The following is a 24,978-nucleotide window of genomic DNA, read 5'->3' as shown; positions in this document are numbered from 1 at the left end:
CCTTTCAATTTTTAAGATTACCATTTTTTGTGAGTAGTTACAACACTTTTCCCCTTTTTTTTATCAATTGAAATGATCAATTATTTTTCTTCCTTCATATAACGATATATAATTCGTCCATTTAATCCAGCTTCCCCAACAAAAGACATTCTATCTGGTAAATTTTTCCAAACCTCTCTAAAGGTTGTAAAATCTTTTGACTCTATAGTAAGTTCAGAAATAGTCCCTTCTTTTAAGGCATTGATTTGTTCTTCAAACGGATTTTCATGCATTGATTGATCACAGCTTTCACTTTTATTTTTGGACTGAAGATATTGTATGACAAAAATAGATATTTGTCTAAATTATACTGACGATCTAAAATAAGCAAATCTTACTATTTTTATAAGAATAAACCAAGTATCCTGTTACAGTGATTCTTCCTATTATTCATCCTACTAATTAAAAGTTCAATTGCTTGATTCTTCTTCAAAAGATGCTATAATATTCTCAAAGGTCAAAAATGGTCAACAAACTATTTGACTTTGTAAAAAGGACTTTAATCTAAAATTTAGTCTCATTTTGAAAGGACGTGTTTTATCCTATGATCTGTCAAAATTGTCAACACAATCCAGCAACGATTCACTTATATGCAAATGTTAATGGTCAAAGAAAACAATTAGACTATTGCCAAAGTTGCTATCAAAAATTAAAAGCACAAGCAAATGATAATCAACCAACCATGTCTCAACAAGATCCATTTGGTTTTGGAAGTTTAGATGATTTATACCGTTCCCTCTCTCGTCAAATGCAAGAACAACAAGGAAATCCTAATGGTCAAGTCCCACCTACTCAATTTGGTGATGGCAACGGCTTTAATGGCGGTCAGCCTCCAAGAGGTGGTGCAAACCAAACTGATGGTTTATTAGGAGAATACGGTATCAATATCACTCAAGCTGCTAGAAACGGCGATGTCGATCCTGTTGTCGGCCGTGATGAAGAAATAAAACGTGTGATTGAAATCTTAAATCGCCGAACTAAAAATAATCCTGTCTTAATCGGTGAACCTGGTGTTGGTAAGACAGCCGTTGTCGAAGGTTTAGCACAAAAAATCGTCGATGGTGATGTCCCACAGAAATTATTGGACAAAGAAGTCATTCGTTTAGATGTCGTTTCATTAGTTCAAGGTACAGGTATCAGAGGTCAATTTGAAGAACGGATGCAAAAGCTGATCGATGAAATCAAGCAAGCAGAAAATATCATCTTGTTCATCGATGAAGTTCACGAAATCGTTGGAGCAGGTGCTGCCGGTGACGGTAATATGGATGCTGGCAATATTTTAAAACCAGCGCTTGCTCGGGGTGAGTTACAAATGGTTGGAGCAACTACCTTAAATGAGTATCGCATCATTGAAAAAGACGCTGCTTTAGAGCGACGTATGCAACCTGTACGTGTCGATGAACCGACTGTAGATGAAACAATTGCCATCCTTAAAGGGCTGCAAAAACGCTATGAAGATTATCATCATGTAAAATATACTGACGAAGCAATTAAAGCTGCTGCAACTTTATCGAATCGTTACATTCAAGACCGATTCTTACCTGACAAAGCAATCGATTTATTAGACGAATCTGGTTCTAAAATGAACTTAACGATCCAAATCGTTGATCCTAAGACGATCGAGAAAAAACTTGCAGATGCTGAACAACAAAAACAGCAAGCTTCAGCAGAAGAAGATTTTGAAAAAGCAGCCTACTACAGAGATCAAATCAACAAATTGCAAACAATGAAAGATAAGCAAATCAGCGATGAAGAAACACCTGTGATCGATGAAAAAAGTATCGAAGCGATCGTGGAACAAAAAACAGGTATTCCTGTTGGCGATCTAAAAGAAAAAGAACAAACACAACTGAAAAACCTAGCTGTCGACTTGAAAGCTCATGTCGTTGGACAAGATGATGCAGTCGATAAAGTTTCAAAAGCAATTCGTCGTAACCGCGTCGGTTTAGGCAAACAAAATCGTCCTATCGGTTCTTTCTTATTCGTCGGACCGACAGGTGTTGGTAAAACAGAATTAGCAAAACAATTGGCTTATGAATTATTCGGCTCAGAAGATTCAATGATCCGTTTTGACATGAGTGAATATATGGAAAAACATAGTGTATCTAAATTGATTGGGTCACCTCCTGGTTATGTTGGATATGATGAAGCCGGACAATTAACGGAAAAAGTTCGCCGCAATCCTTATAGCTTGATTTTATTAGATGAAATCGAGAAAGCACATCCAGATGTGCTGCATATGTTCTTACAAATCCTCGATGATGGTCGTTTAACAGATGCCCAAGGTAGAACAGTTAGTTTTAAAGACACGATCATTATCATGACAAGTAATGCTGGGACGGGCAATGTAGAAGCAAATGTCGGATTTGGTGCTGCTCGCGATGGGCTCACAAAATCTGTCTTAGGACAATTGAATAACTTCTTTACCCCAGAATTCTTAAACCGTTTCGATGGAATCGTCGAATTCAAAGCCTTGAGCAAAGAAAACTTGATGAATATCGTTACATTGATGTTAGACGAAGTCAATAATTTACTTGCCCATCAAAAAATTCATATTGAAGTAACAACTGATGTCAAAGAAAAATTAGTTGATTTAGGATACGATCCTGCAATGGGCGCTCGACCACTTCGTCGGACGATCCAAGAACAAATCGAAGACGGGATTGCCGAATATTTCCTAGATCATCCAGAAGATCATCAATTGATAGCTAAATTAGATGATGACGGAAAAATCATTGTTACTGGAAAAATCACTGAAAAATCTAGTGATACCAGTGAAGTCACGACAGAAGAAGAATAAAAAGTGAAGTCAATCAGGCAAACTGATTGACTTTTTTTGTGTTTTCCAAGACTAATTTCTTTTTATTTGAGCAAAAAGAAATTATAATTGAAATGTGTAGCATTTCGTTCAAATTTTAGAAAAGATTATTCTAGGTTTACCCAACAGTTGAATACTCTGCTTTTATTATTAATGTAAAAATCAACTACTATATTGAGGTGAGAAAAATGAAATTAGTAAATGTAACCAACAGCTACAAACAGCTAGTTAATAAACAATTAGAAAATACTGATGCATACTTTGTTAAAGTTTATTCAGCAGGAAACACAACCGTCGTGTATACAGAAGCTATTCAGCATGCTGAGATATTAATTATCAATAAAAAAAGAGCTGTTCGAAAAACTGAAATTAATGAAGTCTTGAATTACTTTTTAAAACGTATACCGAAAGAAAAATACAGTCGTGAGCAAATTTCAATAATTGAACTGAAAGATGTTGTAGAAATTTCAATCCCAATAACATCTAGTCTAATTGCTGGTTAAAAATTTACCCACTCTGATAGAGCCTGGAACAATTCTTGATGAGAATTGTTCCAGGTTTTTATTTTCAATTTTTTTCTACCATCCTCTACTATTTAGATATTGCTTTTCTAACAAGTCATTTCTTTTTTGTGAAAGACAATCCTGTTAGAAAATCTAGTAGCTCATATTTTTTATTTTCAGGTAATTCCATGATGACTGATAATAACTTTTGATCTATTGAAGATAAGCTACTATTGAAAAATTCAGATAAGCTCACTCCTAAAGCCTCACAAATATGAGTTAATGTTAGTAAAGATAATTTTGACGTATTATTTTCGATTGCAGAAATAAACGAAGGTGAAATGTCGATCGTTTCTGCCAATTGTTTTGCAGTCATATTATTTATTTTTCTTAATTCTTGAATTCTTTTTCCTATATTCATTTGTTCACCTCTATCAAATTAAGTCATAACTGACTTTTATTCCAAAAAAATTCATTTATAGATTCATTTCCTTATCTAATTATGATACTATTATATAGTTCGTTATGCAAAAAAAGGAAAAAGGAGTGTCAATAACGTATGTTATTTAGTATCAACAAAAATGAATGGTTAGGGAATGAAAAAAATGATTTATTTGCGGGGCTTGTGTCCTCCATTGCTATACTTCCAGAAGTTATTGGTTTTGCCATTATTGCGGGTGTAAATCCTATTTCCGCACTTTTTGCATCTGCCATCACACTATTCGTCATAACCTTTACCGGCGGTCGCCCAGCTATGGTATCGGCAGCTGCCGGCTCAATGGCTCTTGTCATTGCTTCTCTTATTGAATCTCATGGACTTAGTTACATGATTGCTGCGACTATTCTAACAGGATTCATTCAATTATTTCTTGGGTATATGGGTATTCATAAACTAATGAGATTTATTCCTCAAACGGTCATGTTTGGTTTCGTAAATGCATTAGCAATTTTGATTTTCCTAGCACAAATCCGACAACTTCCTAATCAAACAGTCTGGTCTTATATTATGATTTTTACAACAATTGTACTGATGTACATTATCCCTAAAATCATCAAAGTCGTTCCACCTGCACTAATCATTATTTTATTTATGACGATTATTTCCTTTATATTTAAAGACAATTTACAGACTGTAGGTAATTTAGGAGATATGAGTACCATCTCTCCTAGTATAGCTTTACCTGCGGTTCCTTTTACATTCCAAACGCTTTTAATCATCTTGCCTACATCGCTTGCTTTGGCAATGATCGGGTTAATTGAATCGTTATTAACGGTTCCCATTGTTGATAAAATGACAGATAGTCAAAGCGATAGTCAGCGGGAGGTCAAAGCACAGGGTCTTGGCAACATCATTACAGGTTTTTTTGGTGGACAAGCCGGTTGTGCAATGATTGGACAAGCTGTGATCAATGTAAAATCTGGAGGAAGAAAAAGACTGTCCACCTTCATTGCTTCTATATCGTTATTATTATTTATATTTGTTTTCAAAGATATTATGATTCAAATTCCAACTGCAGCTTTGATTGGAATTATGATAACTGTTTCAATCGAAACATTTGAATGGGAAAGTCTCCAATTAATACGGACCTTTGAAATAACTGAAAGTTTTATTATGATTGCAACGGTTGCTGTTATTGTGTATACACATAATTTAGCTGTTGGAATCATGCTAGGCGTTTTGCTGAGTGGGATAGTCTATTTCTTTTCCAAAAGGAAGAAGGCTATCTAGTATCATACAAATTAAAAATAGTCAGTTTCCAACTCAAGATAAACTCATTTTTTAAGGGTCCAAGGGATATAACTCGATTGGTTATATCTCTTGGACCCTTTTAATTATTTGCTGACTCGACTAACAATTAATGGCTTACATCAAACTTTTCAACTCAACATCAGGATATTTATCTGCAAACCAACGCATAGCAAATTGATTTTCAAATAAAAACAACGGCTGATCGAAACGGTCTCTTGCTAAAATATTTCGACTAGAACTCATTCGTTCATCCAAATCATTTGGATCGATCCAACGTGCGATTTTAGATCCCATCGGTGTCATGATCACTTCTGCATTATATTCATTCAACATACGGTGTTGGAATACTTCAAATTGCAATTGTCCAACAGCTCCAATGATGTATTCTTCAGTTAAATACGTTTTATACAATTGGATGGCACCTTCTTGAACGAGTTGATAAATCCCTTTATGGAATGATTTTTGTTTCATCACATTTTTAGCGCTGACTTTCATGAACAGCTCTGGTGTAAATGAAGGTAATTCTTCGTACTGAACTTTTAGTTTCCCTTCAAACAATGTATCACCTATTTGGTAATTACCAGTATCATAAATCCCGATAATGTCCCCTGCCACAGCTTCTTCCACATTTTCTCTAGCATCTGCCATGAATTGTGTCACATTGCTTAACTTTATTTTTTTGCCCGTTCTACCAAGAGTGACATCCATTCCACGCGCAAATGTTCCTGAACAAATACGGACAAATGCAATACGATCTCGATGAGCAGGATTCATATTCGCTTGGATTTTAAAGACAAACCCAGAAAACTCTTCTTCATAAGGACTGATTTCTTGTCCATCTTCTGTCTTATGAGCATATGGAGATGGCGCAAATTGTAAAAATGTTTCTAACATCGTCTGTACACCAAAATTTGTTAATGCTGAACCGAAGAAGACGGGTGTTTGATTACCATGAGCAATTTTCTCTGTATCAAATTCGTCCCCTGCTTCTACTAACAATTCAACCTCTTCCAACACTTGTTGGTATAAGCTATCCTTGTGCAGTGGTAAATCGCTTGAAATATCGCCATCCACTAATGGAATAAAACGTTTCCCATTATTGTTTTCAGGTCGATAAACTTCTACACGTTTATTGTAAATATCGTATAATCCTTCCAACCCTTTTCCCATACCGATCGGCCAGTTCATTGGATAAGATTCGATATCCAGCAACTCTTCTAATTCTTCAAGTAATTCTAATGGTTCCCGACCATCTCTATCTAATTTATTGATAAACGTAAAAATCGGAATTCCACGCTTTTTAACAACTTGGAATAATTTCTTCGTTTGGGCTTCAATACCTTTGGCGCTATCAATTACCATAACAGCACTATCTACAGCCATCAACGTTCGGTACGTATCTTCTGAAAAGTCCTCATGCCCTGGCGTATCTAAAATATTTACACGCTTTCCATCATAGTCAAACTGCATCACAGAACTGGTTACAGAGATCCCTCTTTGCTTTTCTATTTCCATCCAGTCAGATTTTGCAAAGTTTCCTGTTTTCTTTCCTTTAACCGTTCCAGCTTGGCGGATTGCTCCTCCAAATAATAAAAGCTGTTCTGTAATCGTTGTTTTACCAGCATCTGGATGAGAAATAATAGCGAACGTGCGGCGGCTATCTACTTGTTCTTTTAAATGTGGATTATTCATTCGTTGCTCCAATCTATCATATTTTTCTTAAAAAGGTCTGCATTTATCTCTTATGATTTATTTAAAGGACATTTACATTGGAAAAGTCTCCCTACTCTTTATTCTTCAACTAGTATAGTATATCATGGAATTACTCTAGTTTTCAAAGTCTTTAATCAAGTTTCAAACAAAATCGAAGAGACCAAAACAAAACTCAATGAATTTTGTCTTGATCTCTATTAATTGGGGAAGAAATGAACTTCTTAATTTATTTGCCAAAAACTAGTTTTAGTACTAAGATTTACTTTACACTTTATTAAATTAAGTATAAAGTTAGCCGACTTGATGTGCAACTATTGAAATTTCTTCACTAAATCATTTTCTAAAGGAATTTATTTGTTATTTATTCTCATTTATCCTTTTTTATCCAAACAATTGTATTATATTCAAAGTTATTAAACTATTTTATAAACGAATATTTTCCAAATTCGTTATATTTTTTTCACTTTATTGACAAATTCATTTTAAAGGAGCGCGCAAAATGTTTGAAGCAATGATGTTGGAGGATACTTCTAAACGAAAATTAACATTATTTAAACTATTAACTAAATTTTCTAATAAACAACACAGCATCAATTTTTTTGAAAATAGACTTGATTATTCATATAGTCGTGTCGTTTACCTCCTTGAATTGATCCAACAAGATCTTACTAAAATGACCGGAGAAAGTATCAAACTATTCCAATTAAATGGTGTTCATTATAAACAAACTATTTCATATGATATGTATTATCAATTTCTAATTACTCAAAGCGTTCCTTATCAATTATTGATTTCGATCCTCTATTATCCAAATGATGATCTGACTACATTTTGCGAGAAAAATTACCATAGCAGAACAACGGTTATTCGCAAATCTAAGTTATTAAGTAGTTACTTTAATCGATTCGGCATCAAAATGAATACCTCTAAATTACATCTTTATGGTGATGAAAGAATCATCCGAGTGACTTTTTATTCCTTGATCTGGCTAGCCTCTCAAGGTGTTCATCTGCCTAAAATCAAAAATAATCCAATCAACTATGATGAAATTACTAAAGCGATCAGTCCATATTTTCCAGATAGTTATAGCTATTCTGCCCATAAACAAATATCCTTAATGGTGAATATTATTTTTTTAAGAGTAAAAGCTGGTAATATTTTGTCTGAAAAAACTGCGATTGAGCCTTATATTCCAACAGATATAACTTATATAAAGACTAGCTTAGGTGAATTGATTGAAGATAAAAAAATGCTGGAAGCTGAAGCTCAGTTTAGTGCATATTTGTTGATCTCAAAACCCAATTTTTTCAGAAATAATGATTATCGGCTATCTTTATTAAATAAGTATTTAAGTACTCAGACAAATACAGCAACTAAAATTTTAGAAGAAGTTTGTACTTCGTTTCGTGAGAAATTTTTACCTAAGGATTTTTCTTTGGAGACCGAGCCTATTTTATTTGGAAATATAGCTAACATTATTTTTACTACAATCATTAGCGAAAAGCCATTTCCAACGTTGTTTCATTTGATCAATCACTCTCAGTACTCAAAAAATGAATACTACTATCACTTGTTGACTTATTTTAAAGCCATGTTTCAAAAAATTTCCAAGAGAAAAAACTTTAGCTGGCTTAAAGAAAGTATTAATCCATTGTCCGATACGCTGGCAGCACTACTAGTCCCCCTATATGAATCATTTCAATCTGATAATATTCTCCGCATTGCATTGGTCGCAGAATCTAATTACTTGCTTGTTCAACCTCTGGCACAATTTATAGAAGAAATGCCTTTTGTTGAATTAATTGCTTATAAATATGGTGAGTTCTCTTCTTTTGACTTTATCGTCACTACTTCATCTTATCTAATTCCAGAGGACTGTCATTTACCATCTTTTGTTTTTCGCTTTTCTGCGGATAATGATGAACAATACATTGGTCTGTATCAAGCGATAAAAGAACTTCGTAATAAAAAAATAAATATAGTAGAATAACAAAAAAGACCCCGACAAAAACGCTTATTTCCAAAGGATCTATCTTTTTCTCAACTTTTATTCAGATTTAAAGCCCGAAACAAAACTGATTTTTAGTTTTGTTCCGGGCTCTTTTTATTCTATCTTCTTGGCTCGTCATCTTCCATTTCTTTGCGGAAAAAACGGCGGTATTCTTCTGGTTCCTCATCAACTACATCTTCATCGTGAAAAACAACCCTCAATGCTAATACTCTTGTTCCTTCCATTTCTTCAGATGTTAGCGTGATATTGCCAACATCAAATGACAGCTTCTCACCTTCATCAGGAATCGTGCCTAATGCCGTAATTAGATACCCTGCCATTGTATCAACATCACTCATATGCAAGTCGGTTTCAAATGCTTCGTTAAATTCATCGATTAACATTCTTCCTTGAACTAAATATTCGTGATCATTGATCTTAGCATATAAATTTTCTACTTCATCTGTCTCGTCATCAATTTCTCCAACAATTTCTTCTAACAAATCTTCTAAGGTAGCCAAACCAACGACACCACCATACTCGTCTAACAAAATAGCCATTTGGTTTTGGGTTCTTTTTAATTCATATAGTAAATCGTCAATAAAAATCGTCTCTGGAACAAATAAAGGTTCTTGGATAATATTTAATAATTCAATCTTATCAAACCCTAATTTATGAGCAGCTTTTAGTAAATTCTTCGTATGTAAAATCCCGATGATTTTATCTTTATCATCATTATATACTGGAATTCTTGAATAGTTTTCAGATAAAATCAAATCAATATTTTCTTCCATCTCATCTTCGATATTGATCATAAAAGCATCAGTCCGTGGAACCATTACTTCACGAGCAACTTTTGTATCTAAAGAAAAGACACCTTGAAGCATTTCCAGTTCATCATTATCTAAAACACCTTCTGATTCTAACATATAACGCATTTCGTCACGTGTCATTTTTGAATCAGCATCATCAAATTTCATTGGTGTGATTTTCGAAAGCAAGTCTGTTGAAGCAGACAATAACCATACAAATGGTCGGGCAATTATCCCTAAAACACGCACGAATCCAGACGTTGCTTGTGCTACTTCTTCTGATTTATTCATTGCGATTCGTTTTGGATATAATTCACCAAAAACAATAGAAACATAAGTCAACATAGCTAAAATAATAATATTCGCTATACTTTTTGCAGCAGCTCCACCACCAAGAACTGGTGTTAATCTTGCTGATAAAGCATCCGCTAGGGAAGCTCCAGACAAGATATTAACTAAAGTGATACCAACTTGAATCGTTGATAAAAAGCTTGTAGGATCTTGCAAAATTTTCAATAGCTTCTTTGCCTTCGCGTCTCCTTCTTCGGCTTTTTGTTCAACGCGATTCTTATTTACTGAAACAACTGCTATCTCAGCTGCAGCAAGAAACGCATTGATCAATGTTAGTACAATCAATAATACAATTTGCGCGATAAGCGACTGACTCTCGGGGTCAGCATTCATAATGTGCACTCTCTCCTCTTAAAATTATTTAGAAAAGCTATATTTCGCCTTCCAATTCCATTTAGTAAAAAACTGTTTACTAATTAATTTGATAAAAAACGTGACTACTAAAAGTAATCACGTTAAAATCCTATCACAAACAGCTATTAATTTCAATAATCGATGTCATTTTTCTTTCACCGATAGCTCATTTTCTTCACCTGTCAGTACAATTTTTTCGCTTCTGCTTTCTCGAATCATTCCCATTACATGAATGACAATCGTTTTAGCAATTGCATATACCGGAACACCTAAGAAAATTCCTAATAACCCTGCTAAGTTTCCAGCAACCAATAAAACAATGATGATCGTCAAAGGATGAATCTTTAATGATTTTCCAATTACATTTGGGTAAATGACATTGCCATCGATTTGCTGAACTATTAAAACCACGACACAACAAAGTACAGCTTTTATAGGCTCATCAAAAACCGTCACAAAAACAGCTGGAGCCAATCCTAAATAAGGTCCTAAATAAGGGATTAGATTAGTAAATCCAGCAATTACACCAAATAAAAAGGCATAACGAACACCGATCAACGAGTAGCCGATCGCTGTAAAGGTTCCAACAAATAAACACTCGATTGCTTGACCACTTATATAATTAGCCAATGTTTTATTGATTTTACTCAACAACTCAGAAATACTTTCTCGACGCTTATCAGGGAAAAAGCGCTCGATCCCTGGAACAAATCGATCTCCATCTTTTAGCATATAAAATAGGATAAATGGTGCTGTAACAATAACGATCGTTGTTGAAGCAACAGTCGAAACGACAGAACCTAGACTATTGGATAGCCCGCTTAAAAATTGCTGAATAATCGTTCCATAAGAAATATCCAATTTTTCTATATAACTCGTTAAATCAATATCTTTAAATAATGGCAAATCAGCCATTCTATACACCCATGCTTCTACATCACTGAAAACGGTCGGCATATTAGATGCTAAACTCGCTAACTGAGAAGCTAATTTGGGAATAACACTTACTAGAATCAAAATGATCGCCACAACTAGAATCAATAAAACTAATATAACAGCGTATATCCTCTTCATTTTAGTCTTCATCAATAGATTAACGATAGGATTTAAAATATAATAGAGAAATCCCGCAACTAAAACTGGTGCAAATAAGGTTGAAAAAAATGTCCCAATTGGCGTAAACAGGAAATTGATTTTTGTCGACACAAAAATCAATGTTGCGATTACTAATAATTCAGCTGACCAAAAAAATAATTTTGACTGTCTTAATTTTTCAAACAAAGATGATCCTCCTTCATCATTAAAACTTTTGTTTTTTATTTTTTTCAAAAACAATTGCTTGTTAATAGATTTTAGCATAACCTGTATAAAATAAGATAGCAATAATTCATTATTCCTATTTTTTAATTTCTAAATACCTCATACGATTATCTAAAAATAGGAATAATATTTATTTTTCTCCTTAATTGGCTCCCACAATATATTTAAACTGGTAATTTCCACTTCGATTATACTATATAATACTGATACTCGTTTTACAAAAAACCTGAGAATCATACCTAGGTTCTAAAGTCGTATTTTATAGTGTATAATAACTAAAATAACTATAACAGAGGTGCCAAATGAAAATTGTTCATACTAAAGATACTATGAGTACGATTTACTTAGATGCTGTTAAAATACGTCATCAAGTGTTTATGTTGGAACAAGGCGTTCCAAGTGAAATTGAAATCGATAAATATGAAGCTGCCTGTATTCATTTTGTTTTGTATGGCGATAATAATGAAGCAATCGCAACTTGCCGTTTATTGCCGCTTGAAAAAGGAGTCATGAAATTACAACGGATGGCCGTTCAAAAAAATTATCGAGGACATGATTATGGTCGACTACTCGTGGAAGCAGCTGAGGACTTTTCAAAAGATTTAGGTTGTAACTCTATCACTTTAGGGGCCCAAATCACAGCTATTGGCTTTTACGAAAGAATGGGCTATGTCAAAGAAGGCGAAATGTTCTTAGATGCAAAGATTGAGCATTTTCAAATGAATAAATCACTCTAATGTCAAAACAAAAAAGAACTGAAGCTCAACATAGCTTCAGTTCCTTTTTTCATTTAACATCTCACATTGGCTACTTTTTTGATAGCTCTTGGTAACGTTGATACCAGATATCTACATAAGCTTCAGAGAAAGGGCCTTTTTCATTATTAATCCAATCCACTAACGTCTTAACATTTTCTTTTAAAATAAAATCAATCGCTTCTGGATAATCCATGATTTTACTATGAAATTCATATTCATCGACATCTAACAAACGCTTTTCCCCATCTGGAAAAACTTTGATATCCAAATCATAATCGATATATTTCAATGCTTCATCATCTAAAAGATAAGGTGACGCAAGATTGCAGTAATAAGAAACCCCCTTTTCTCTAATCATCGCTATTATGTTGAACCAGTATTTCTTATGGAAATAAACTATAGCTGGTTCCCGAGTAACCCAACGGCGTCCGTCAGATTCGGTCACCAAAGTATGATCGTTGACACCGATCAAAGAATACTCACTTGTTTTTAATACCATAGTATCTCGCCATGTTCGATGCAAATGCCCATCGTGTTTGTAACTTTGGATCGTTACAAATTCACCTTCTTTTGGAATTGCCATAGTCCCCCAACTTTCCCTAGTACGAAAAATCGCTTCTAAAAGCTGATTGCTCTTCGTTTGGGTGTTCATTACACCGATATCAATGTAATTATATCATAATTTTCAACTTTGCATACTAAGGAGTTTGGTTTTGTTTTGAAATGCCGTGAATAAAATGAACCAAAATTAAAAAATACCACGAAACGTTGCTACCTATAGGTTAAATAACAAATGTCATTTTATTATTTTTTTCGATCTTTCTCAAGAAGCTCTACCATTTTTTGTTGCGGTTTTGGAAAAACTAAATTTGGGTAATCGACTTCCTTTACCCAGCGCTGATTGTCAGCCAATTCTGATAAACCTGTCTGACGCCCGTAAAACACAAGGATATGCCATTTTAAATGGCTAAAAATGTGCGTCACTTCGCCTAAAGTCCGTTTTTGCCAAACAACTTGAGGATATTCTTCAAAAATTTCTGTATTTTCTTCAGCGATCATGCTTTGCTCGTCAAGTTCTAAAGACATCTGTTGTTCTTCTGTAGTCCAATTTTTTTGTAAAAAATCAAATCGTTCTTTTGTTATCTCAGTAATTGGAAACAGCCACATATTTGCTAATAGTCCCGTTGCATTGCGTTGACTTAATAAAAATTCCTGATTTTTATTTTCGATAATTCCCCCAATATAATAGACATCTTTTGGTTTCAACTTTTTTGATTTGACTGGAAAATTGGTCATTGTATTATTTTTGAAACTCAAACAATAAGACTGGATCGGGCATTCTTCACACTTTGGTGACGTTGGTGTACAGATCGCAGATCCTAGATCCATCATCGCCTGATTAAAGTCACCAGGACGTTCTTTATCGATGATTTTGTACATCGCCTCTTCAAAAATCTTACGGCTGCTAGGTTTTGCAATGTCATCACCAATTTCAAATAAACGACTGACCACACGCATGACATTTCCATCGATCGCAGGTTCTGGAATTTGAAAAGCAATACTGCCGATTGCGCCCGCTGTATATGGCCCAATTCCTTTTAATTGACGGATTTCATCGATTGTTTCAGGCATCTGACCATTAAATTCTGTCATGATCTGTTGCGCTGCAACTTTTAAATTTCTTGCTCTGGAATAATAGCCTAACCCTTCCCAAGCTTTCAGCAATCGATCATCTGGTGCTTCAGCAAGATCCTGAATGGTCGGAAACCATTCCATAAAACGATAATAATAATCAATCACCGTATCAACACGAGTTTGCTGTAGCATGATTTCTGAGATCCAAATACGGTATGGATCTAGATTGACTCGCCAAGGTAAATTTCGTTTTTCTTTTTCATACCAAGCAACAAATTCTTCTTGAAATGAGTCAAGTTTTTCGTCACTCCAATTTTCCCAATTTTTTTCATTCTTCATTCTCTAATTCCTTTTCATCAAAATATTGCTGAATTAAATCTGAGTCAAAACGTTTCTGGAAAAGCCCTTGTTTGACTTTCATTAGGCGTTTATAGGGATCTAATTTACGGTGCTTTTCCCATAATTTATCGCCTTCTTTTCGGATCACATCTAATTCTTGCTCTTCATCTTTTTCAAACGATAGCTCTTCTAAAGCCAAATCGATCACTTCACGACTAAAACCTTTTTGCATCAAGTGCATTTGAACTTTTTGCAAAGCATCTTTAAAACTTTTTGTCCGGTAACGTCTCATTGCTTTTTCAGCGGTCGCTTTTGCTACTTCTACTTGTTCATCCATAGTGTAAAAAGTTAACCCATGTTGAATGTCTTCGTCATTCAAGCCTTTTCTTTTTAGTTGTTGTTCAATCATTTTGGGTCCTTTATCACTTGTTCGCATTAATGTACGGACATAGCTTTCACTAAATATTTTATCATCTAAAAGGTTCATTTCTTCTAAGCGGACCACAATACTTTTGCGATCTTCCGGTAAAATTTCCTTTTCTTTCAAATAATCTAAAATTTCTTTTTTTGAACGTAATTGATAGCTTAAATAATTTAAAGACATCTGCAAGCCTACATCATAAGAACCAGCTTTTTTTATTTTTTCGACCATTTCGTCTGATAATTCTTGTCCTTTTAACAAACGTTGTCGGACTAAAGTATCCTCAGATACACGTAATTTTTCTCCTGAAGATAGCCAGATAAGATAAAACTGACCTTTGTCTTTTGTAATTTTCGTGATTGTTTCCATCTTTCTCCGCCTTTCTAGTGAGAACATATATTCTACTATAACATATATTTGACAGAAGCTAAACTAGCTAAATTGTGCTAAAATAAGAACTATCGATATATTTGATTAATGGATCTACGGATCAAAAGGATGGAATTATGACCACACAATTATTAAAAGAAGGACAAACGATTCCTTTAAAAATAAAACGTTTAGGTATCAACGGTGAAGGCATCGGCTATTATAAAAAGACGATCGTATTCGTTCCTGGTGCTTTACCAAAAGAAGATATCTCTGTAGAAATCACAAAAATAGCTCCTCGTTTTGTTGAAGGGCAACTGAAAAAAATCGTAAAAGCAGCACCTGAGCGTGTTGTACCGCCTTGTCCCGTTTACGAAGCCTGCGGTGGCTGCCAGCTGCAACATTTAGCTTATCCGGCACAGCTACTCTTTAAAAAAGATCTATTAAAGCAGTCGCTAAATAAGTTTAGACCAAGAAACTATGAAAATTACCAATTACCGAAAACAATCGGAATGAAAAATCCTTGGAATTATCGCAATAAAGCCCAATTTCAATTACGGAAAATCGAGGGGGAAGTTGAAGCTGGACTTTATCAAGCGGATTCTCATCGTCTAGTTCCTATTGATGATTGCCTCGTTCAACAACCTGCTACAACTAAAGTAATGAACGCTTTGGTGGAGTTATTGAACAAATACCAATTACCGATTTATAATGAACGAAAAAACAGCGGTATCTTCCGAACGTTAATGGTTCGTGTCGGTGTTAAAACAGATGAAGTTCAAGTGGTATTTATTACGCAATCCGTAAAATTCCCACAGAAGAAAGTCTTGATTGAGGAGATCACCCAACAGCTTCCAGAGGTTGTTTCGATCATGCAAAACGTTCAAAACAAAAGAACTTCGATTGTTATGGGTGATGAAACGATTCATGTTTGGGGGAAAGAAAGTATTGAAGAGCAAATCAACGAAGTAACTTTTGATTTATCTCCTAGAGCCTTTTTCCAACTAAACCCGGAACAAACAGAAGTTTTATATAACGAAGCATTGAAAGCTTTAGACTTACAGCTAAATGAAACAGTCGTTGATGCCTATTGTGGTGTTGGAACAATTGGTTTGAGTATTGCTAAACAGGCCAAAGAGGTCCGGGGAATGGATATTATTCCAGCAGCCATCGAAGATGCTAAGATGAATGCTGAGCGCTTAGGTGTGACGAATACCCATTATGAAGTGGGCACAGCAGAAGAATTGCTGCCTAAATGGCTTCAGAGCGGTTTTAAGCCCGATGCAATCATCGTTGACCCTCCTAGAACTGGATTGGATCAAAAGCTGCTGAGAGCGATCTTAAAGCAGCCTCCTAAAAAGATGGTTTATATTTCTTGTAATGTGTCGACGCTTGCAAAAGATTTAGTTGATTTAGCTAAAGTCTTTGATGTGAAATATATGCAGTCTGTTGATATGTTTCCACAGACAGCGCGATGTGAAGTTGTCGTGAAATTGACTAAGAGATGATTTGATAATAAAAAGAGCCGACAACTAGAATAAAATCTGGTGTCGGCTCTTTTTTAGTTCAAAACTAAAGTACTTCTCCATTACTAGCAATAACTTTTTTCATCCACTCATAACTATCTTTTAAATACCGTTTTTGACTCCCTTTTCCATAATCATCTTGATCTACATAAATAAATCCATATCTTTTACTCATTTCAGAAGAGGAACAGCTGATAATATCGATTGGTCCCCAAGCACAATACCCTCTTAGATCAACACCATCTTTGATTGCTTCTTTCATTTGTTCGATATGTGCTTTATAATAATCGATTCGGTAATCATCGTGAACACTTCCATCTTCTTCTAACTTGTCATAACAGCCGATACCGTTTTCGGTGATATAGATCGGACATTGATAGCGGTCATAAAAAGAATTCAGTAATGTTCTTAGCCCAAGTGGATCAATCGTCCAGCCCCAAGGATTTGCCGGCAGAGCTTTATTTCGATAAGGTTCATCCTGTTTTGCATCACAAATTTGTGTATAGTAATAGGAAAATGATAAGTAATCTGCCGTATTTTTCAGAGTAGCTTCATCCCCTTCAGCAAATTCCAGCTGAATATCATGTTCTTCAAAATAGCGAAATGCATAACCTGGATAATAGCCTCTTAATAACACATCAGCGAAAAAATACTGCATTTGATTGATTTTCAGCGTGGCCAAAACGTCTTCTGGATCACAGGTTGCTGCATATTCTGGACCGCCACAAAGCATCATTCCTACTTCATAATTTTCGTCAACTTGATGTGCATATTCAGTCGCTAAAGCCGATGCTACCATCATATGATGTACACCTTGATATTTAGCTTCCGCGAGATTAGCTACCTTATCCTCAGCAATACCTAAATGATTAAAAGATTCATGACCGATCAAATTGATCTGATTGATCACAATCCAATATTTTACTTTGCCTTGGTAACGGTCAAAAAGAACTTTACAGTAACGAACAAAGAAATCAACGACTTCCCTTGAATACCAGCCCTTATAATTCAACGTAAGATTAAGGGGTATTTCATAGTGGGAAAGTGTGATCATGGGTTCCATGCCATTTGCGATAATTTCATCAATCAATTTATCATAAAAATACAATCCTGCTTCGTTCGGTTCAAGTTCATCACCATTTGGGAAAATTCGGGACCAATCGATTGAGGTCCTAAATAATTTTAAGCCCATATCTCCTAATAGTTTTAAATCTTGTGGATAAGTTTCTTTGAAATTAATTCCCCACCTTTTTGGAAAAATACCTATTTTACTATTCAAGGCTTCTTCAATGTAGTCAGTGGAAATTTCTGCGTTCGATCTTTTTTCTAATGGAAGATCTGCTCTAAACTCATTGATATCAGCAACACTTGTGCCTTTGCCTTCGTACTGATACGCTCCTTCACATTGATTAGCAGCAACAGCTCCGCCCCATAAAAAGCCTTTTGGAAACCCAGTTGGTACTTGATACATATTTTTGACCCCTTTTCTTTAATTTTTTTCAAGTAATGCTAAACGATCATTAAGTTGCTTGGCTATTTTGATTAAGTGATTCGCCATATTGATTTCACTGTAGATCGTCATCAACGTATCTTGCGCATGTGTGAATAGCAACGAATGCTCATGTTGTGTTGCCTTTTCTCCCATCTCGCTTTGAATGACTTGCGTTTGAGTTTTATGTGCTTCAGTGATATTCGTTTTGGCAACTTTCATTTCTTCTGTTGCTGTTTCAAAATCATTCTTTTCAGTTGCAATAAGGGCATTTTTACAATTGACTCTAGCATCCCCAGCGAATAAAATAATTTTCATCGCTTGTTGTGACAATACATCATCCATCTAATTAAACCTCCTTCAACACTTGATTTTCAGCTTTTGATTCTTGATCATCATATGCTTTAAAAAAGGGATACCAAATAGCGGTCGATATCGCAAAAATGACTAGCATCAAGATAATTCCTGTGATCGTCCCTGTCGTAAACCAAGTAGCAAATGGAAACGGACAATACCACAATTCAAATTGAACTTTAGGGATCGGTGCAAATGGAATAACTTTTGTAAAAATATAAATTACGCTCGGCAAAATAATCCCTTGAAGCCACATTGGAATCATCAACAACGGATTCCACGCAACAGCACCAAAAATCACTGGTTCATTGATATTAAAAATCGATGGCACGATACACGCTTTGCCCAATGCACTGATTTTTTTAGATCTAGCCCGCATCATCATGAGAACAAGCGGCATCGTACAACCAATTCCACCGATCCATAGATATGCTGAATATAAAGTACTGCTAGTTACTAAATTTAACGTTTCAACTGATGCCGTGCCATTTTGAACGAGTGCGATATTTTCAGCAATTGCTTTCAACAAAACTGGCTGAACCACAGGTGTCAAAACCCAAGTAGAAATTCCCATCGAATAAAGGAAACAAATTAAAAACATCATCCCTACAAAGCCTCCAGGAGATTCCATAAAACTTGATAATGGCATAAAAATACTTAAAACAATGTTATATAAATCTACTTTCATGATCAAAACAACGACCCAACCGAAAATGATAATAATCCCAATCGGCAACATCGAATCAAACCAAGCCCTGACAAAATCTGGAATCACTGATTCTTCTTTAAAGAATGTAAATTTACCTAAAGTGACCAAGACAAATCCAGCGATCAATCCAGCAACGATCGCAACAAACATCCCGCCAGCTCCTAATGCATCATGACCAAAACCAACCACACCGTCTTTCTCGATTTGGGGTGAAATGATCATTAAGAACAACACTAACCCACTCATCCCAGCGACGATTCTTTGCTTTCGTAATCTTTTTTTCTCCATTAAGTTAAACGGGATCAAGAAAGCAACAAACAGTGAAATTTTCCCCATCGTCCAGCCGAATGGTACCCAAAAACTTGGTAAAGCTGGAAAATACTCATTCAAAATGGCCAACATCGAAAAAATCGAGCCTAAGAAAATGAAAGGCAATGTCTGCATGATTGAATCTTTGATACTGACGATCCAAGGATTATTATTCACTTTATTCATTTTAGGTGAGAAACTATTTTCCAACCAAAAGATCAACTTATTCATATTTACGTCTCCTTTTATACATTATTCGTCTTCTTTTAACGAACTTAACAAATGTTCAATAGCCGCATCTCCATCTAGCGTCGCATAATACTCTTTTTTCATCAGAATAACTTTTACTGGAAATCCGTGAATGATCTCATCGATTTCATCAAGGATATACTCTAGATGTGGCCCCACCATCAACGCGTCGATTTCCTCAATATAGTTTTCAATTTCCGATTCACTTCTTGCAACAATACTCATGTCTAATTTTTTTACTTTGGCTGCCTTACGCATATTAGCAGCCATAAACCCACTGCTAGCACCTGATCCACAGACTAATAATACATTCAATTCACTCATATTCTTTCTCCTTTCTAATTTAAAAGCTGAACAAGCTCGTTTTGTTCTGACTGAAAAATAGGAAAAATTGACTGTGACGCTCTTTGTCACATTCTATTTTTATCTTTTTTCCGAAGAACTAGCTTGTGAAGCTAGACAACAATAAAAGCTGAACAAGTTCATTCTTTTCTGAAGAACTCGTTCAGTTATTACATCCCTATCATCTATGTTTTAGATACCGCTTTCAAATATGATTCTTTCCTCCTATTACTTCCTTAGCGGAAACAACTGTACTTGATTTGCTATTTAAAAGAAAGAATAATCAGAGTTATATTAAAGTGGAAAGGAGCGGATATTGTGTCCTTAAATAAGAAAGAAGCGGCATTCGTAAAGTTGTTGATCCAGCATCACAATTGGTTATCTTCAGCTTTTCTAGGAGAAACATTATCCACATCAACCAGAACGATACGTAACTATGTAGCTCGAATCAATCAAAATGCTAATTTTGAAATGATCCAGTCTTCCAGACAAGGATATAAAATCGATAGTAGTGTTCAGATTGACGAATTTATTTCTCATAATAAACCGGAATTGAACACGCCTGTCGAACGCATGAATTATTTGATGAATTTATTGATAAAACACAAAAATGTCGATTACTTTGAAGTTGCAGAAACGTTATTTGTCAGTATTCCAACTATAGAAAAAGATACCATTCGGCTACGTAAAAAAATGACTAACTATCATTTAAAAATCGTTAAACATAGGCATTTTCTCAGTATGGAAGGTGACGAATCAAACTTTAGAAAGCTCACTAGTGATATGCTGTTGGATGAAACTCTACAAAATTTTCAATCCATTGATTACATTCAAACAGTATTCCCGGATATTCCGATTGAAACGATTCAAAAAATTGTGATCGATCGTTTGAGTAGTCAACATCTCTATATAAATGGCTATGCTATTAACAGTCTGTTGCTCCATATAACGATTGCCATCAATCGTCTTCAACATCATCAACGATCTGAAGTAGATTTTATTCCTAAACTATTTACTAACGATCAAATTGAATACCAAATTGCCACGCAGATTGGAAAAGATATCGATCAAGCTTTTACTATAGAAATGGATCCTTATGAAATTAACAATTTGACTCTTTTATTAATGACTAAAATCTCACCCTCAAATGATGCTTTTTTAAAAAATTATATGGGCACTTCTGTCTATACTTTTATTTCAACTATGATGAAAACAGTCGCTGAAAAGTATTTTATTACTCATATCTCAGACGAGTTAGTATTGAATTTAGCGTTGCACGTGTCTAATTTGATCTCACGAGCAAAAAGTGGCAAGCAAGTTCATAATCCCTTATCTGAAGAAATCAAGCAGTCCTATGCTTTTATTTATGAAGTCGCTGTCTTTATTGCCAAACAAATTCAAAAACAGATCAATATACCAATCTCAGATGATGAAATTACCTTTATCGCACTTCACATCGGCTCATACTTTGAGGAAAAATTTGAGACAGAAAATAAATTAAGCTGTGTGATCTATACGCCAGAATATTATGACATGCACAAACGATTGATCTATAAAATCGGAGATACATTCAAATCTAGTTTAAATATCATTGAAACTTTTTATCGCTTAGACAGTAAGAAGCTGACCGAAATGCAACAAGCTGATTTGGTTTTATCGACTATAGAAATGAAAGATATGGAACATGTCGTTCTAATTTCTCCTTTTTTATCAGAAAAAGATATTAAAAAAATCCAACAATCCATCCAGCTAGTAAAGCAGGATAAATTATTGGAAACATTAAAAGAAAGTGTCCAAACATACTTAACACCAGAGCGATTTGAACGAAACATTTATTTAAATACTCCAAATCTATACATTGAACATTTAGGCGCTCAATTGATCGAAAAAAATTATATTGATACCCATTTTGTTGACTTGATCAAAGAACGGGAAAAAATGTCTGCTACCTCATTCAATAACTCTGTTGCTTTACCACATGCGGTTGAAATGAGTGCTGAAAAAACGGGAATCTCTATTATTTTAAATGATCGACCTGTAAAATGGGGAAATCACTATGTTCAAGTGATTATTATGATCGTTATGAATCAAGATGATATGAAAAAATTTCGGCAATTATTTGATTTTATGATCGATACCTTTTCAAATCCAGAGAAGTTAAATAATCTTTTAAAGGTTAATGAATATGAAGAATTTATTGATGAATTATTTAAATAGATACACAAATCCAAACAATAAAAAACCGCTAAGAGAATTTAATCTCTAAGCGGTTTTTCTATAGATCAGTTTAATTTTTACCTACAAAAAATGATACAACTGCAACTAAAATCACAGCACCAATAATTGACGGAAACAATGCCATACCAGCGATTTGTGGTCCCCAACTTCCTAGAAGTGATTGACCAATCGATGAACCTACAAGACCTGCAATAATATTAAAGATCCAGCCCATTGATTTCCCTTTACTAGTGATCGCTCCGGCAATTGCTCCGATAACGCCACCTACGATTAAAACCCATAACCAATGCATAATATCCACTCCTTAAGTTGATAGCATAGTAGACTTATTTAATCCCTATTGAAAAATAAAACATTATAAGTGAGATTGTTTTTCCTTCATTTATAATTCATTTTTCTGGGCTAATAACCTAACAAGCTAATAGAATAATGTAATAATAATTACTTAATAATGCTAACAGATTATTCATTTTCTTGCGAAAGAGATGCATTTTATATCATATAATTATCATTTTTATTTCATCTAATCTGTGTCTAGAATTGTTAGGTTGTTTTAAGTAGTGTCATTTTTACAAGTTAAAACATTATCGATTTTTTGTTTGATTAAATCAAAAAAAAGCTAGAATCCAGATGGATTCTAGCTTGAAATTTAATCTTAAAAAAGATTATTTTACTGTTACTGAAGCGCCAACTTCTTCTAAAGCAGCTTTTAAAGCTTCTGCTTCATCTTTAGAAACGCCTTCTTTAACTGGTGCAGGAGCGCCATCAACTACTGCTTTAGCTTCTTTCAAGCCAAGACCAGTTGCTTCACGAACTGCTTTGATAACTTTAACTTTTTGGTCTCCAGCTGCAGTTAATTCTACAGTGAATTCAGTTTGTTCTTCGCCAGCTGCTGCTGGTCCTGCTGCTGCTACAGGAGCTGCTGCAGATACGTCAAATTTTTCTTCAATAGCTTTTACTAAGTCGTTTAATTCTAAAATAGTTGCGCCTTCTAATTCTGCAACAATGTTTTCAATGTTCAATGCCATTATGGTTTCCTCCGTTTTAATAATTCATTATTTTTTAGTTTAGTTTGTTACTAAGCTGCAATTATGCAACTTCGTCTTCTTTTTCTGCCACTGCTTTGACAGCGTAAGCCACTTGTCTGACTGGCGCTTGTAATACAGATAATAGCATAGAAAGTAGTCCATCGCGACTTGGAAGTTTTGCTAAAGATGTCATTTCTTCTACTGAAGATACTTTACCTTCAATAACGCCACCTTTGATTTCCAATGCTTTGGCAGTACTTGCAAACTCGTCGATGATTTTAGCAGGTGCTACTACATCCTCGTTACTGAAAGCGACTGCTGTAGGGCCTGTAAATACTTCGTCCATACCTTCTAGTCCAGCTTTTTTAGCTGCACGTGAAAGGATAGAGTTTTTGATAACTTTCATTTCAACATTTGCATCACGCAATTGTTTACGTAAGTTAGTCACTTCTTCTACAGTTAAACCACGGTAGTCAACGATGACTACAGAAGCTGCTGCTTGAAATTTAGCTGTTGCTTCTTCGACTAAGGTTTCTTTTTTAGCGATTGCTGCTTCACTCATTTATTTTCACCTCCTGATTATTGATGGAGAAGTTTAGATTGTCATTAAAACAAAATAAACCCCATGCCACCGTTGACATAGAGGGACGTAATTGTATGTATCAACAATTGTCCTCGGTAGGAAATTAAGACTTACGTCACCTACTGTCTTCGGTACAGTTAATTATTAACCTCAACTACCTTACCATGGGGAAGGTAGTTGAGTCAATAATTTTTTTAGATTTTCTATCGATCTAAACGATCTATTATACTTTTCTAATTAAAAAGAAGCTTGATCAACATGGATTCCAGGTCCAAATGTAGTTGTTACTGAAATATTTTTAATATATTGACCTTTTGCTGCTGATGGTTTAGCTTTCATCAATACATCGTTGATTGTATTGAAGTTTTCTAGTAATTTTTCATTATCGAATGAAACTTTGCCGATTGGTACATGAATATTCCCAGCTTTATCGACACGGTAAGTTACTTTACCTGCTTTTACTTCGTTAACAGCTTTTGTTACGTCCATTGTTACAGTACCAGTTTTAGGGTTAGGCATTAGGCCTTTTGGACCTAAAACACGACCTAATTTACCAACTTCAGCCATCATGTCTGGAGTTGCTACTACTACGTCAAAACCAAACCAGCCTTGTTGAATTTTATTAACCATATCTGCATCGCCTACAAAGTCAGCGCCAGCAGCTTCAGCCTCTTTTGCTTTTTCGCCTTTAGCGAAAACTAAAACGCTTTGTGTTTTACCAGTTCCGTTAGGTAACACTACTGCACCACGGATTTGTTGGTCTGCTTTTTTAGGATCTACATTTAAACGGTAAGCAACTTCAACAGTTGCGTCAAATTTTGCAATATTTGTCTCTTTAGCCAAAGCGATCGCTTCTGCTACAGGGTAAACTTTTGTTGCTTCAACTTTTTTTAATGCATCTTGCATTTTTTTGCTTTTTTTAGCCATTTTGTTTCCTCCTTGATTGTGGTTATAACGGTCGAACCTCCCACGTAATTCA

At 34.9% G+C, this 24,978-nt stretch carries 23 protein-coding genes and 1 other annotated feature; of the genes, 7 read left to right on the top strand and 16 right to left on the bottom strand.

All coding sequences use genetic code 11. The features are described 5' to 3' along the window. Positions 1–80: 80 nt before the first annotated feature. The gene (gene ykzS / locus AC4BC4_RS04610; protein ID WP_490476922.1) at positions 81–272 is read right to left on the bottom strand and encodes a protein YkzS; all 192 of its coding nucleotides are present in this window, start codon (positions 270–272) and stop codon (positions 81–83) included. A 311-nt stretch (positions 273–583) separates the two neighbouring features. Here ykzS and AC4BC4_RS04605 point away from each other — a divergent pair, with 311 nt between their 5' ends. Both AC4BC4_RS04605 and AC4BC4_RS04600 read left to right on the top strand, forming a co-directional pair. Continuing rightward, complete coding sequence (locus AC4BC4_RS04605) at positions 584–2,839, top strand: ATP-dependent Clp protease ATP-binding subunit (protein WP_490476921.1); 2,256 nt, start codon at positions 584–586, stop codon at positions 2,837–2,839. Positions 2,840–3,045: 206 nt separating this feature from the next. Next, entirely contained in the window at positions 3,046–3,360 is a 315-nt protein-coding gene (locus AC4BC4_RS04600; RefSeq protein WP_438758580.1) for a DUF1827 family protein, read from the top strand. Between the two features lie 115 nt (positions 3,361–3,475). Here AC4BC4_RS04600 and AC4BC4_RS04595 read toward each other — a convergent pair whose 3' ends face one another. Further along, positions 3,476–3,781, bottom strand: coding sequence for a helix-turn-helix domain-containing protein (locus AC4BC4_RS04595; RefSeq protein WP_438758579.1), 306 nt, complete (start codon positions 3,779–3,781; stop codon positions 3,476–3,478). Positions 3,782–3,919: 138 nt separating this feature from the next. Between AC4BC4_RS04595 and AC4BC4_RS04590 the strand changes: the two genes are divergently transcribed. Next, the gene (locus AC4BC4_RS04590) at positions 3,920–5,089 is read left to right on the top strand and encodes a SulP family inorganic anion transporter (protein ID WP_490476920.1); all 1,170 of its coding nucleotides are present in this window, start codon (positions 3,920–3,922) and stop codon (positions 5,087–5,089) included. 135 nt (positions 5,090–5,224) lie between these two features. On the opposite strand, the gene AC4BC4_RS04585 is transcribed toward AC4BC4_RS04590, so the two are convergent. Continuing rightward, on the bottom strand, positions 5,225–6,802 hold the full coding sequence (locus AC4BC4_RS04585; protein WP_490476919.1) for a peptide chain release factor 3: 1,578 nt from the start codon (positions 6,800–6,802) through the stop codon (positions 5,225–5,227). A 520-nt stretch (positions 6,803–7,322) separates the two neighbouring features. On the opposite strand from AC4BC4_RS04585, the gene AC4BC4_RS04580 reads away from it, so the two are divergent. After that, positions 7,323–8,813, top strand: a complete 1,491-nt coding sequence (locus AC4BC4_RS04580) for a helix-turn-helix domain-containing protein (RefSeq protein WP_490476918.1) — start codon at positions 7,323–7,325, stop codon at positions 8,811–8,813. 119 nt (positions 8,814–8,932) lie between these two features. Here the strand turns inward: AC4BC4_RS04580 and AC4BC4_RS04575 are convergent, their stop codons facing one another. Then, positions 8,933–10,309 (bottom strand): hemolysin family protein, encoded by a 1,377-nt coding sequence (locus AC4BC4_RS04575; protein WP_438758864.1) that lies wholly within the window; start codon positions 10,307–10,309, stop codon positions 8,933–8,935. A gap of 165 nt (positions 10,310–10,474) precedes the next feature. Next, a complete protein-coding gene (locus AC4BC4_RS04570) occupies positions 10,475–11,611 on the bottom strand; it encodes an AI-2E family transporter (RefSeq protein ID WP_490476917.1) in 1,137 nt (378 codons plus the stop codon). Positions 11,612–11,952: 341 nt separating this feature from the next. Here AC4BC4_RS04570 and AC4BC4_RS04565 point away from each other — a divergent pair, with 341 nt between their 5' ends. Then, the gene (locus AC4BC4_RS04565; RefSeq protein WP_438758574.1) at positions 11,953–12,387 is read left to right on the top strand and encodes a GNAT family N-acetyltransferase; all 435 of its coding nucleotides are present in this window, start codon (positions 11,953–11,955) and stop codon (positions 12,385–12,387) included. A 70-nt stretch (positions 12,388–12,457) separates the two neighbouring features. Here the strand turns inward: AC4BC4_RS04565 and bph are convergent, their stop codons facing one another. The 3 genes from bph to recX all read right to left on the bottom strand — a co-directional run bounded on the left by bph (position 12,458) and on the right by recX (position 15,172). Next, positions 12,458–12,991 (bottom strand): biofilm phosphatase Bph, encoded by a 534-nt coding sequence (gene bph, locus AC4BC4_RS04560; protein ID WP_438758573.1) that lies wholly within the window; start codon positions 12,989–12,991, stop codon positions 12,458–12,460. 221 nt (positions 12,992–13,212) lie between these two features. Further along, positions 13,213–14,382, bottom strand: a complete 1,170-nt coding sequence (gene mutY, locus AC4BC4_RS04555; protein ID WP_490476916.1) for an A/G-specific adenine glycosylase — start codon at positions 14,380–14,382, stop codon at positions 13,213–13,215. After that, positions 14,372–15,172: a recombination regulator RecX gene (gene recX / locus AC4BC4_RS04550; protein WP_490476915.1), complete on the bottom strand. Its 801-nt coding sequence runs from the start codon at positions 15,170–15,172 to the stop codon at positions 14,372–14,374. Before recX ends, mutY begins: the two co-directional genes overlap by 11 nt. Positions 15,173–15,309: 137 nt before the next feature. Between recX and rlmD the strand changes: the two genes are divergently transcribed. Continuing rightward, positions 15,310–16,680, top strand: a complete 1,371-nt coding sequence (gene rlmD / locus AC4BC4_RS04545; protein ID WP_490476914.1) for a 23S rRNA (uracil(1939)-C(5))-methyltransferase RlmD — start codon at positions 15,310–15,312, stop codon at positions 16,678–16,680. 64 nt (positions 16,681–16,744) lie between these two features. On the opposite strand, the gene AC4BC4_RS04540 is transcribed toward rlmD, so the two are convergent. From AC4BC4_RS04540 to AC4BC4_RS04525, 4 genes are read right to left on the bottom strand one after another with little or no spacing between them, the layout of a single operon-like run. Beyond that, positions 16,745–18,169 (bottom strand): glycoside hydrolase family 1 protein, encoded by a 1,425-nt coding sequence (locus AC4BC4_RS04540; protein ID WP_490476913.1) that lies wholly within the window; start codon positions 18,167–18,169, stop codon positions 16,745–16,747. An 18-nt stretch (positions 18,170–18,187) separates the two neighbouring features. Further along, complete coding sequence (locus AC4BC4_RS04535; protein ID WP_490476912.1) at positions 18,188–18,532, bottom strand: PTS lactose/cellobiose transporter subunit IIA; 345 nt, start codon at positions 18,530–18,532, stop codon at positions 18,188–18,190. 4 nt (positions 18,533–18,536) lie between these two features. Further along, the gene (locus AC4BC4_RS04530; protein ID WP_490476911.1) at positions 18,537–19,790 is read right to left on the bottom strand and encodes a PTS sugar transporter subunit IIC; all 1,254 of its coding nucleotides are present in this window, start codon (positions 19,788–19,790) and stop codon (positions 18,537–18,539) included. A gap of 21 nt (positions 19,791–19,811) precedes the next feature. Beyond that, complete coding sequence (locus AC4BC4_RS04525) at positions 19,812–20,132, bottom strand: PTS sugar transporter subunit IIB (RefSeq protein ID WP_490476910.1); 321 nt, start codon at positions 20,130–20,132, stop codon at positions 19,812–19,814. A 336-nt stretch (positions 20,133–20,468) separates the two neighbouring features. Between AC4BC4_RS04525 and AC4BC4_RS04520 the strand changes: the two genes are divergently transcribed. Beyond that, positions 20,469–22,367 (top strand): BglG family transcription antiterminator, encoded by a 1,899-nt coding sequence (locus tag AC4BC4_RS04520; protein ID WP_490476909.1) that lies wholly within the window; start codon positions 20,469–20,471, stop codon positions 22,365–22,367. A gap of 70 nt (positions 22,368–22,437) precedes the next feature. On the opposite strand, the gene AC4BC4_RS04515 is transcribed toward AC4BC4_RS04520, so the two are convergent. From AC4BC4_RS04515 to rplA, 4 genes are all read right to left on the bottom strand, one after another. Next, entirely contained in the window at positions 22,438–22,680 is a 243-nt protein-coding gene (locus AC4BC4_RS04515) for a GlsB/YeaQ/YmgE family stress response membrane protein (RefSeq protein ID WP_438758564.1), read from the bottom strand. Between the two features lie 373 nt (positions 22,681–23,053). Continuing rightward, complete coding sequence (gene rplL / locus AC4BC4_RS04510) at positions 23,054–23,416, bottom strand: 50S ribosomal protein L7/L12 (protein WP_490476908.1); 363 nt, start codon at positions 23,414–23,416, stop codon at positions 23,054–23,056. Positions 23,417–23,477: 61 nt separating this feature from the next. Then, complete coding sequence (rplJ, locus tag AC4BC4_RS04505; RefSeq protein WP_438758562.1) at positions 23,478–23,978, bottom strand: 50S ribosomal protein L10; 501 nt, start codon at positions 23,976–23,978, stop codon at positions 23,478–23,480. A 43-nt stretch (positions 23,979–24,021) separates the two neighbouring features. Beyond that, positions 24,022–24,149 (bottom strand) — a sequence feature (ribosomal protein L10 leader region). Between the two features lie 87 nt (positions 24,150–24,236). Further along, on the bottom strand, positions 24,237–24,926 hold the full coding sequence (rplA, locus tag AC4BC4_RS04500) for a 50S ribosomal protein L1 (RefSeq protein ID WP_438758561.1): 690 nt from the start codon (positions 24,924–24,926) through the stop codon (positions 24,237–24,239). Positions 24,927–24,978: the final 52 nt, after the last annotated feature.

The sequence above is a fragment of the Enterococcus sp. AMC1086 genome (assembly GCF_058216575.1).
Note: the sequence above shows the minus strand (reverse complement) of the source record. Positions and strands in the feature narration are given on the sequence as shown.

Excerpts from the sequence above, each read along its gene's own strand:
- ykzS (WP_490476922.1), bottom strand. The coding sequence starts at position 272 with ATGCATGAAAATCCGTTTGAAGAACAAATCAATGCCTTAAAAGAAGGG.
- AC4BC4_RS04605 (WP_490476921.1), top strand. The coding sequence starts at position 584 with ATGATCTGTCAAAATTGTCAACACAATCCAGCAACGATTCACTTATAT.
- AC4BC4_RS04600 (WP_438758580.1), top strand. The coding sequence starts at position 3,046 with ATGAAATTAGTAAATGTAACCAACAGCTACAAACAGCTAGTTAATAAA.
- AC4BC4_RS04595 (WP_438758579.1), bottom strand. The coding sequence starts at position 3,781 with ATGAATATAGGAAAAAGAATTCAAGAATTAAGAAAAATAAATAATATG.
- AC4BC4_RS04590 (WP_490476920.1), top strand. The coding sequence starts at position 3,920 with ATGTTATTTAGTATCAACAAAAATGAATGGTTAGGGAATGAAAAAAAT.
- AC4BC4_RS04585 (WP_490476919.1), bottom strand. The coding sequence starts at position 6,802 with ATGAATAATCCACATTTAAAAGAACAAGTAGATAGCCGCCGCACGTTC.
- AC4BC4_RS04580 (WP_490476918.1), top strand. The coding sequence starts at position 7,323 with ATGTTTGAAGCAATGATGTTGGAGGATACTTCTAAACGAAAATTAACA.
- AC4BC4_RS04575 (WP_438758864.1), bottom strand. The coding sequence starts at position 10,309 with ATGAATGCTGACCCCGAGAGTCAGTCGCTTATCGCGCAAATTGTATTA.
- AC4BC4_RS04565 (WP_438758574.1), top strand. The coding sequence starts at position 11,953 with ATGAAAATTGTTCATACTAAAGATACTATGAGTACGATTTACTTAGAT.
- bph (WP_438758573.1), bottom strand. The coding sequence starts at position 12,991 with ATGGCAATTCCAAAAGAAGGTGAATTTGTAACGATCCAAAGTTACAAA.
- mutY (WP_490476916.1), bottom strand. The coding sequence starts at position 14,382 with ATGAAGAATGAAAAAAATTGGGAAAATTGGAGTGACGAAAAACTTGAC.
- recX (WP_490476915.1), bottom strand. The coding sequence starts at position 15,172 with ATGGAAACAATCACGAAAATTACAAAAGACAAAGGTCAGTTTTATCTT.
- rlmD (WP_490476914.1), top strand. The coding sequence starts at position 15,310 with ATGACCACACAATTATTAAAAGAAGGACAAACGATTCCTTTAAAAATA.
- AC4BC4_RS04540 (WP_490476913.1), bottom strand. The coding sequence starts at position 18,169 with ATGTATCAAGTACCAACTGGGTTTCCAAAAGGCTTTTTATGGGGCGGA.
- AC4BC4_RS04535 (WP_490476912.1), bottom strand. The coding sequence starts at position 18,532 with ATGGATGATGTATTGTCACAACAAGCGATGAAAATTATTTTATTCGCT.
- AC4BC4_RS04530 (WP_490476911.1), bottom strand. The coding sequence starts at position 19,790 with ATGAATAAGTTGATCTTTTGGTTGGAAAATAGTTTCTCACCTAAAATG.
- AC4BC4_RS04525 (WP_490476910.1), bottom strand. The coding sequence starts at position 20,132 with ATGAGTGAATTGAATGTATTATTAGTCTGTGGATCAGGTGCTAGCAGT.
- AC4BC4_RS04515 (WP_438758564.1), bottom strand. The coding sequence starts at position 22,680 with ATGCATTGGTTATGGGTTTTAATCGTAGGTGGCGTTATCGGAGCAATT.
- rplL (WP_490476908.1), bottom strand. The coding sequence starts at position 23,416 with ATGGCATTGAACATTGAAAACATTGTTGCAGAATTAGAAGGCGCAACT.
- rplJ (WP_438758562.1), bottom strand. The coding sequence starts at position 23,978 with ATGAGTGAAGCAGCAATCGCTAAAAAAGAAACCTTAGTCGAAGAAGCA.
- rplA (WP_438758561.1), bottom strand. The coding sequence starts at position 24,926 with ATGGCTAAAAAAAGCAAAAAAATGCAAGATGCATTAAAAAAAGTTGAA.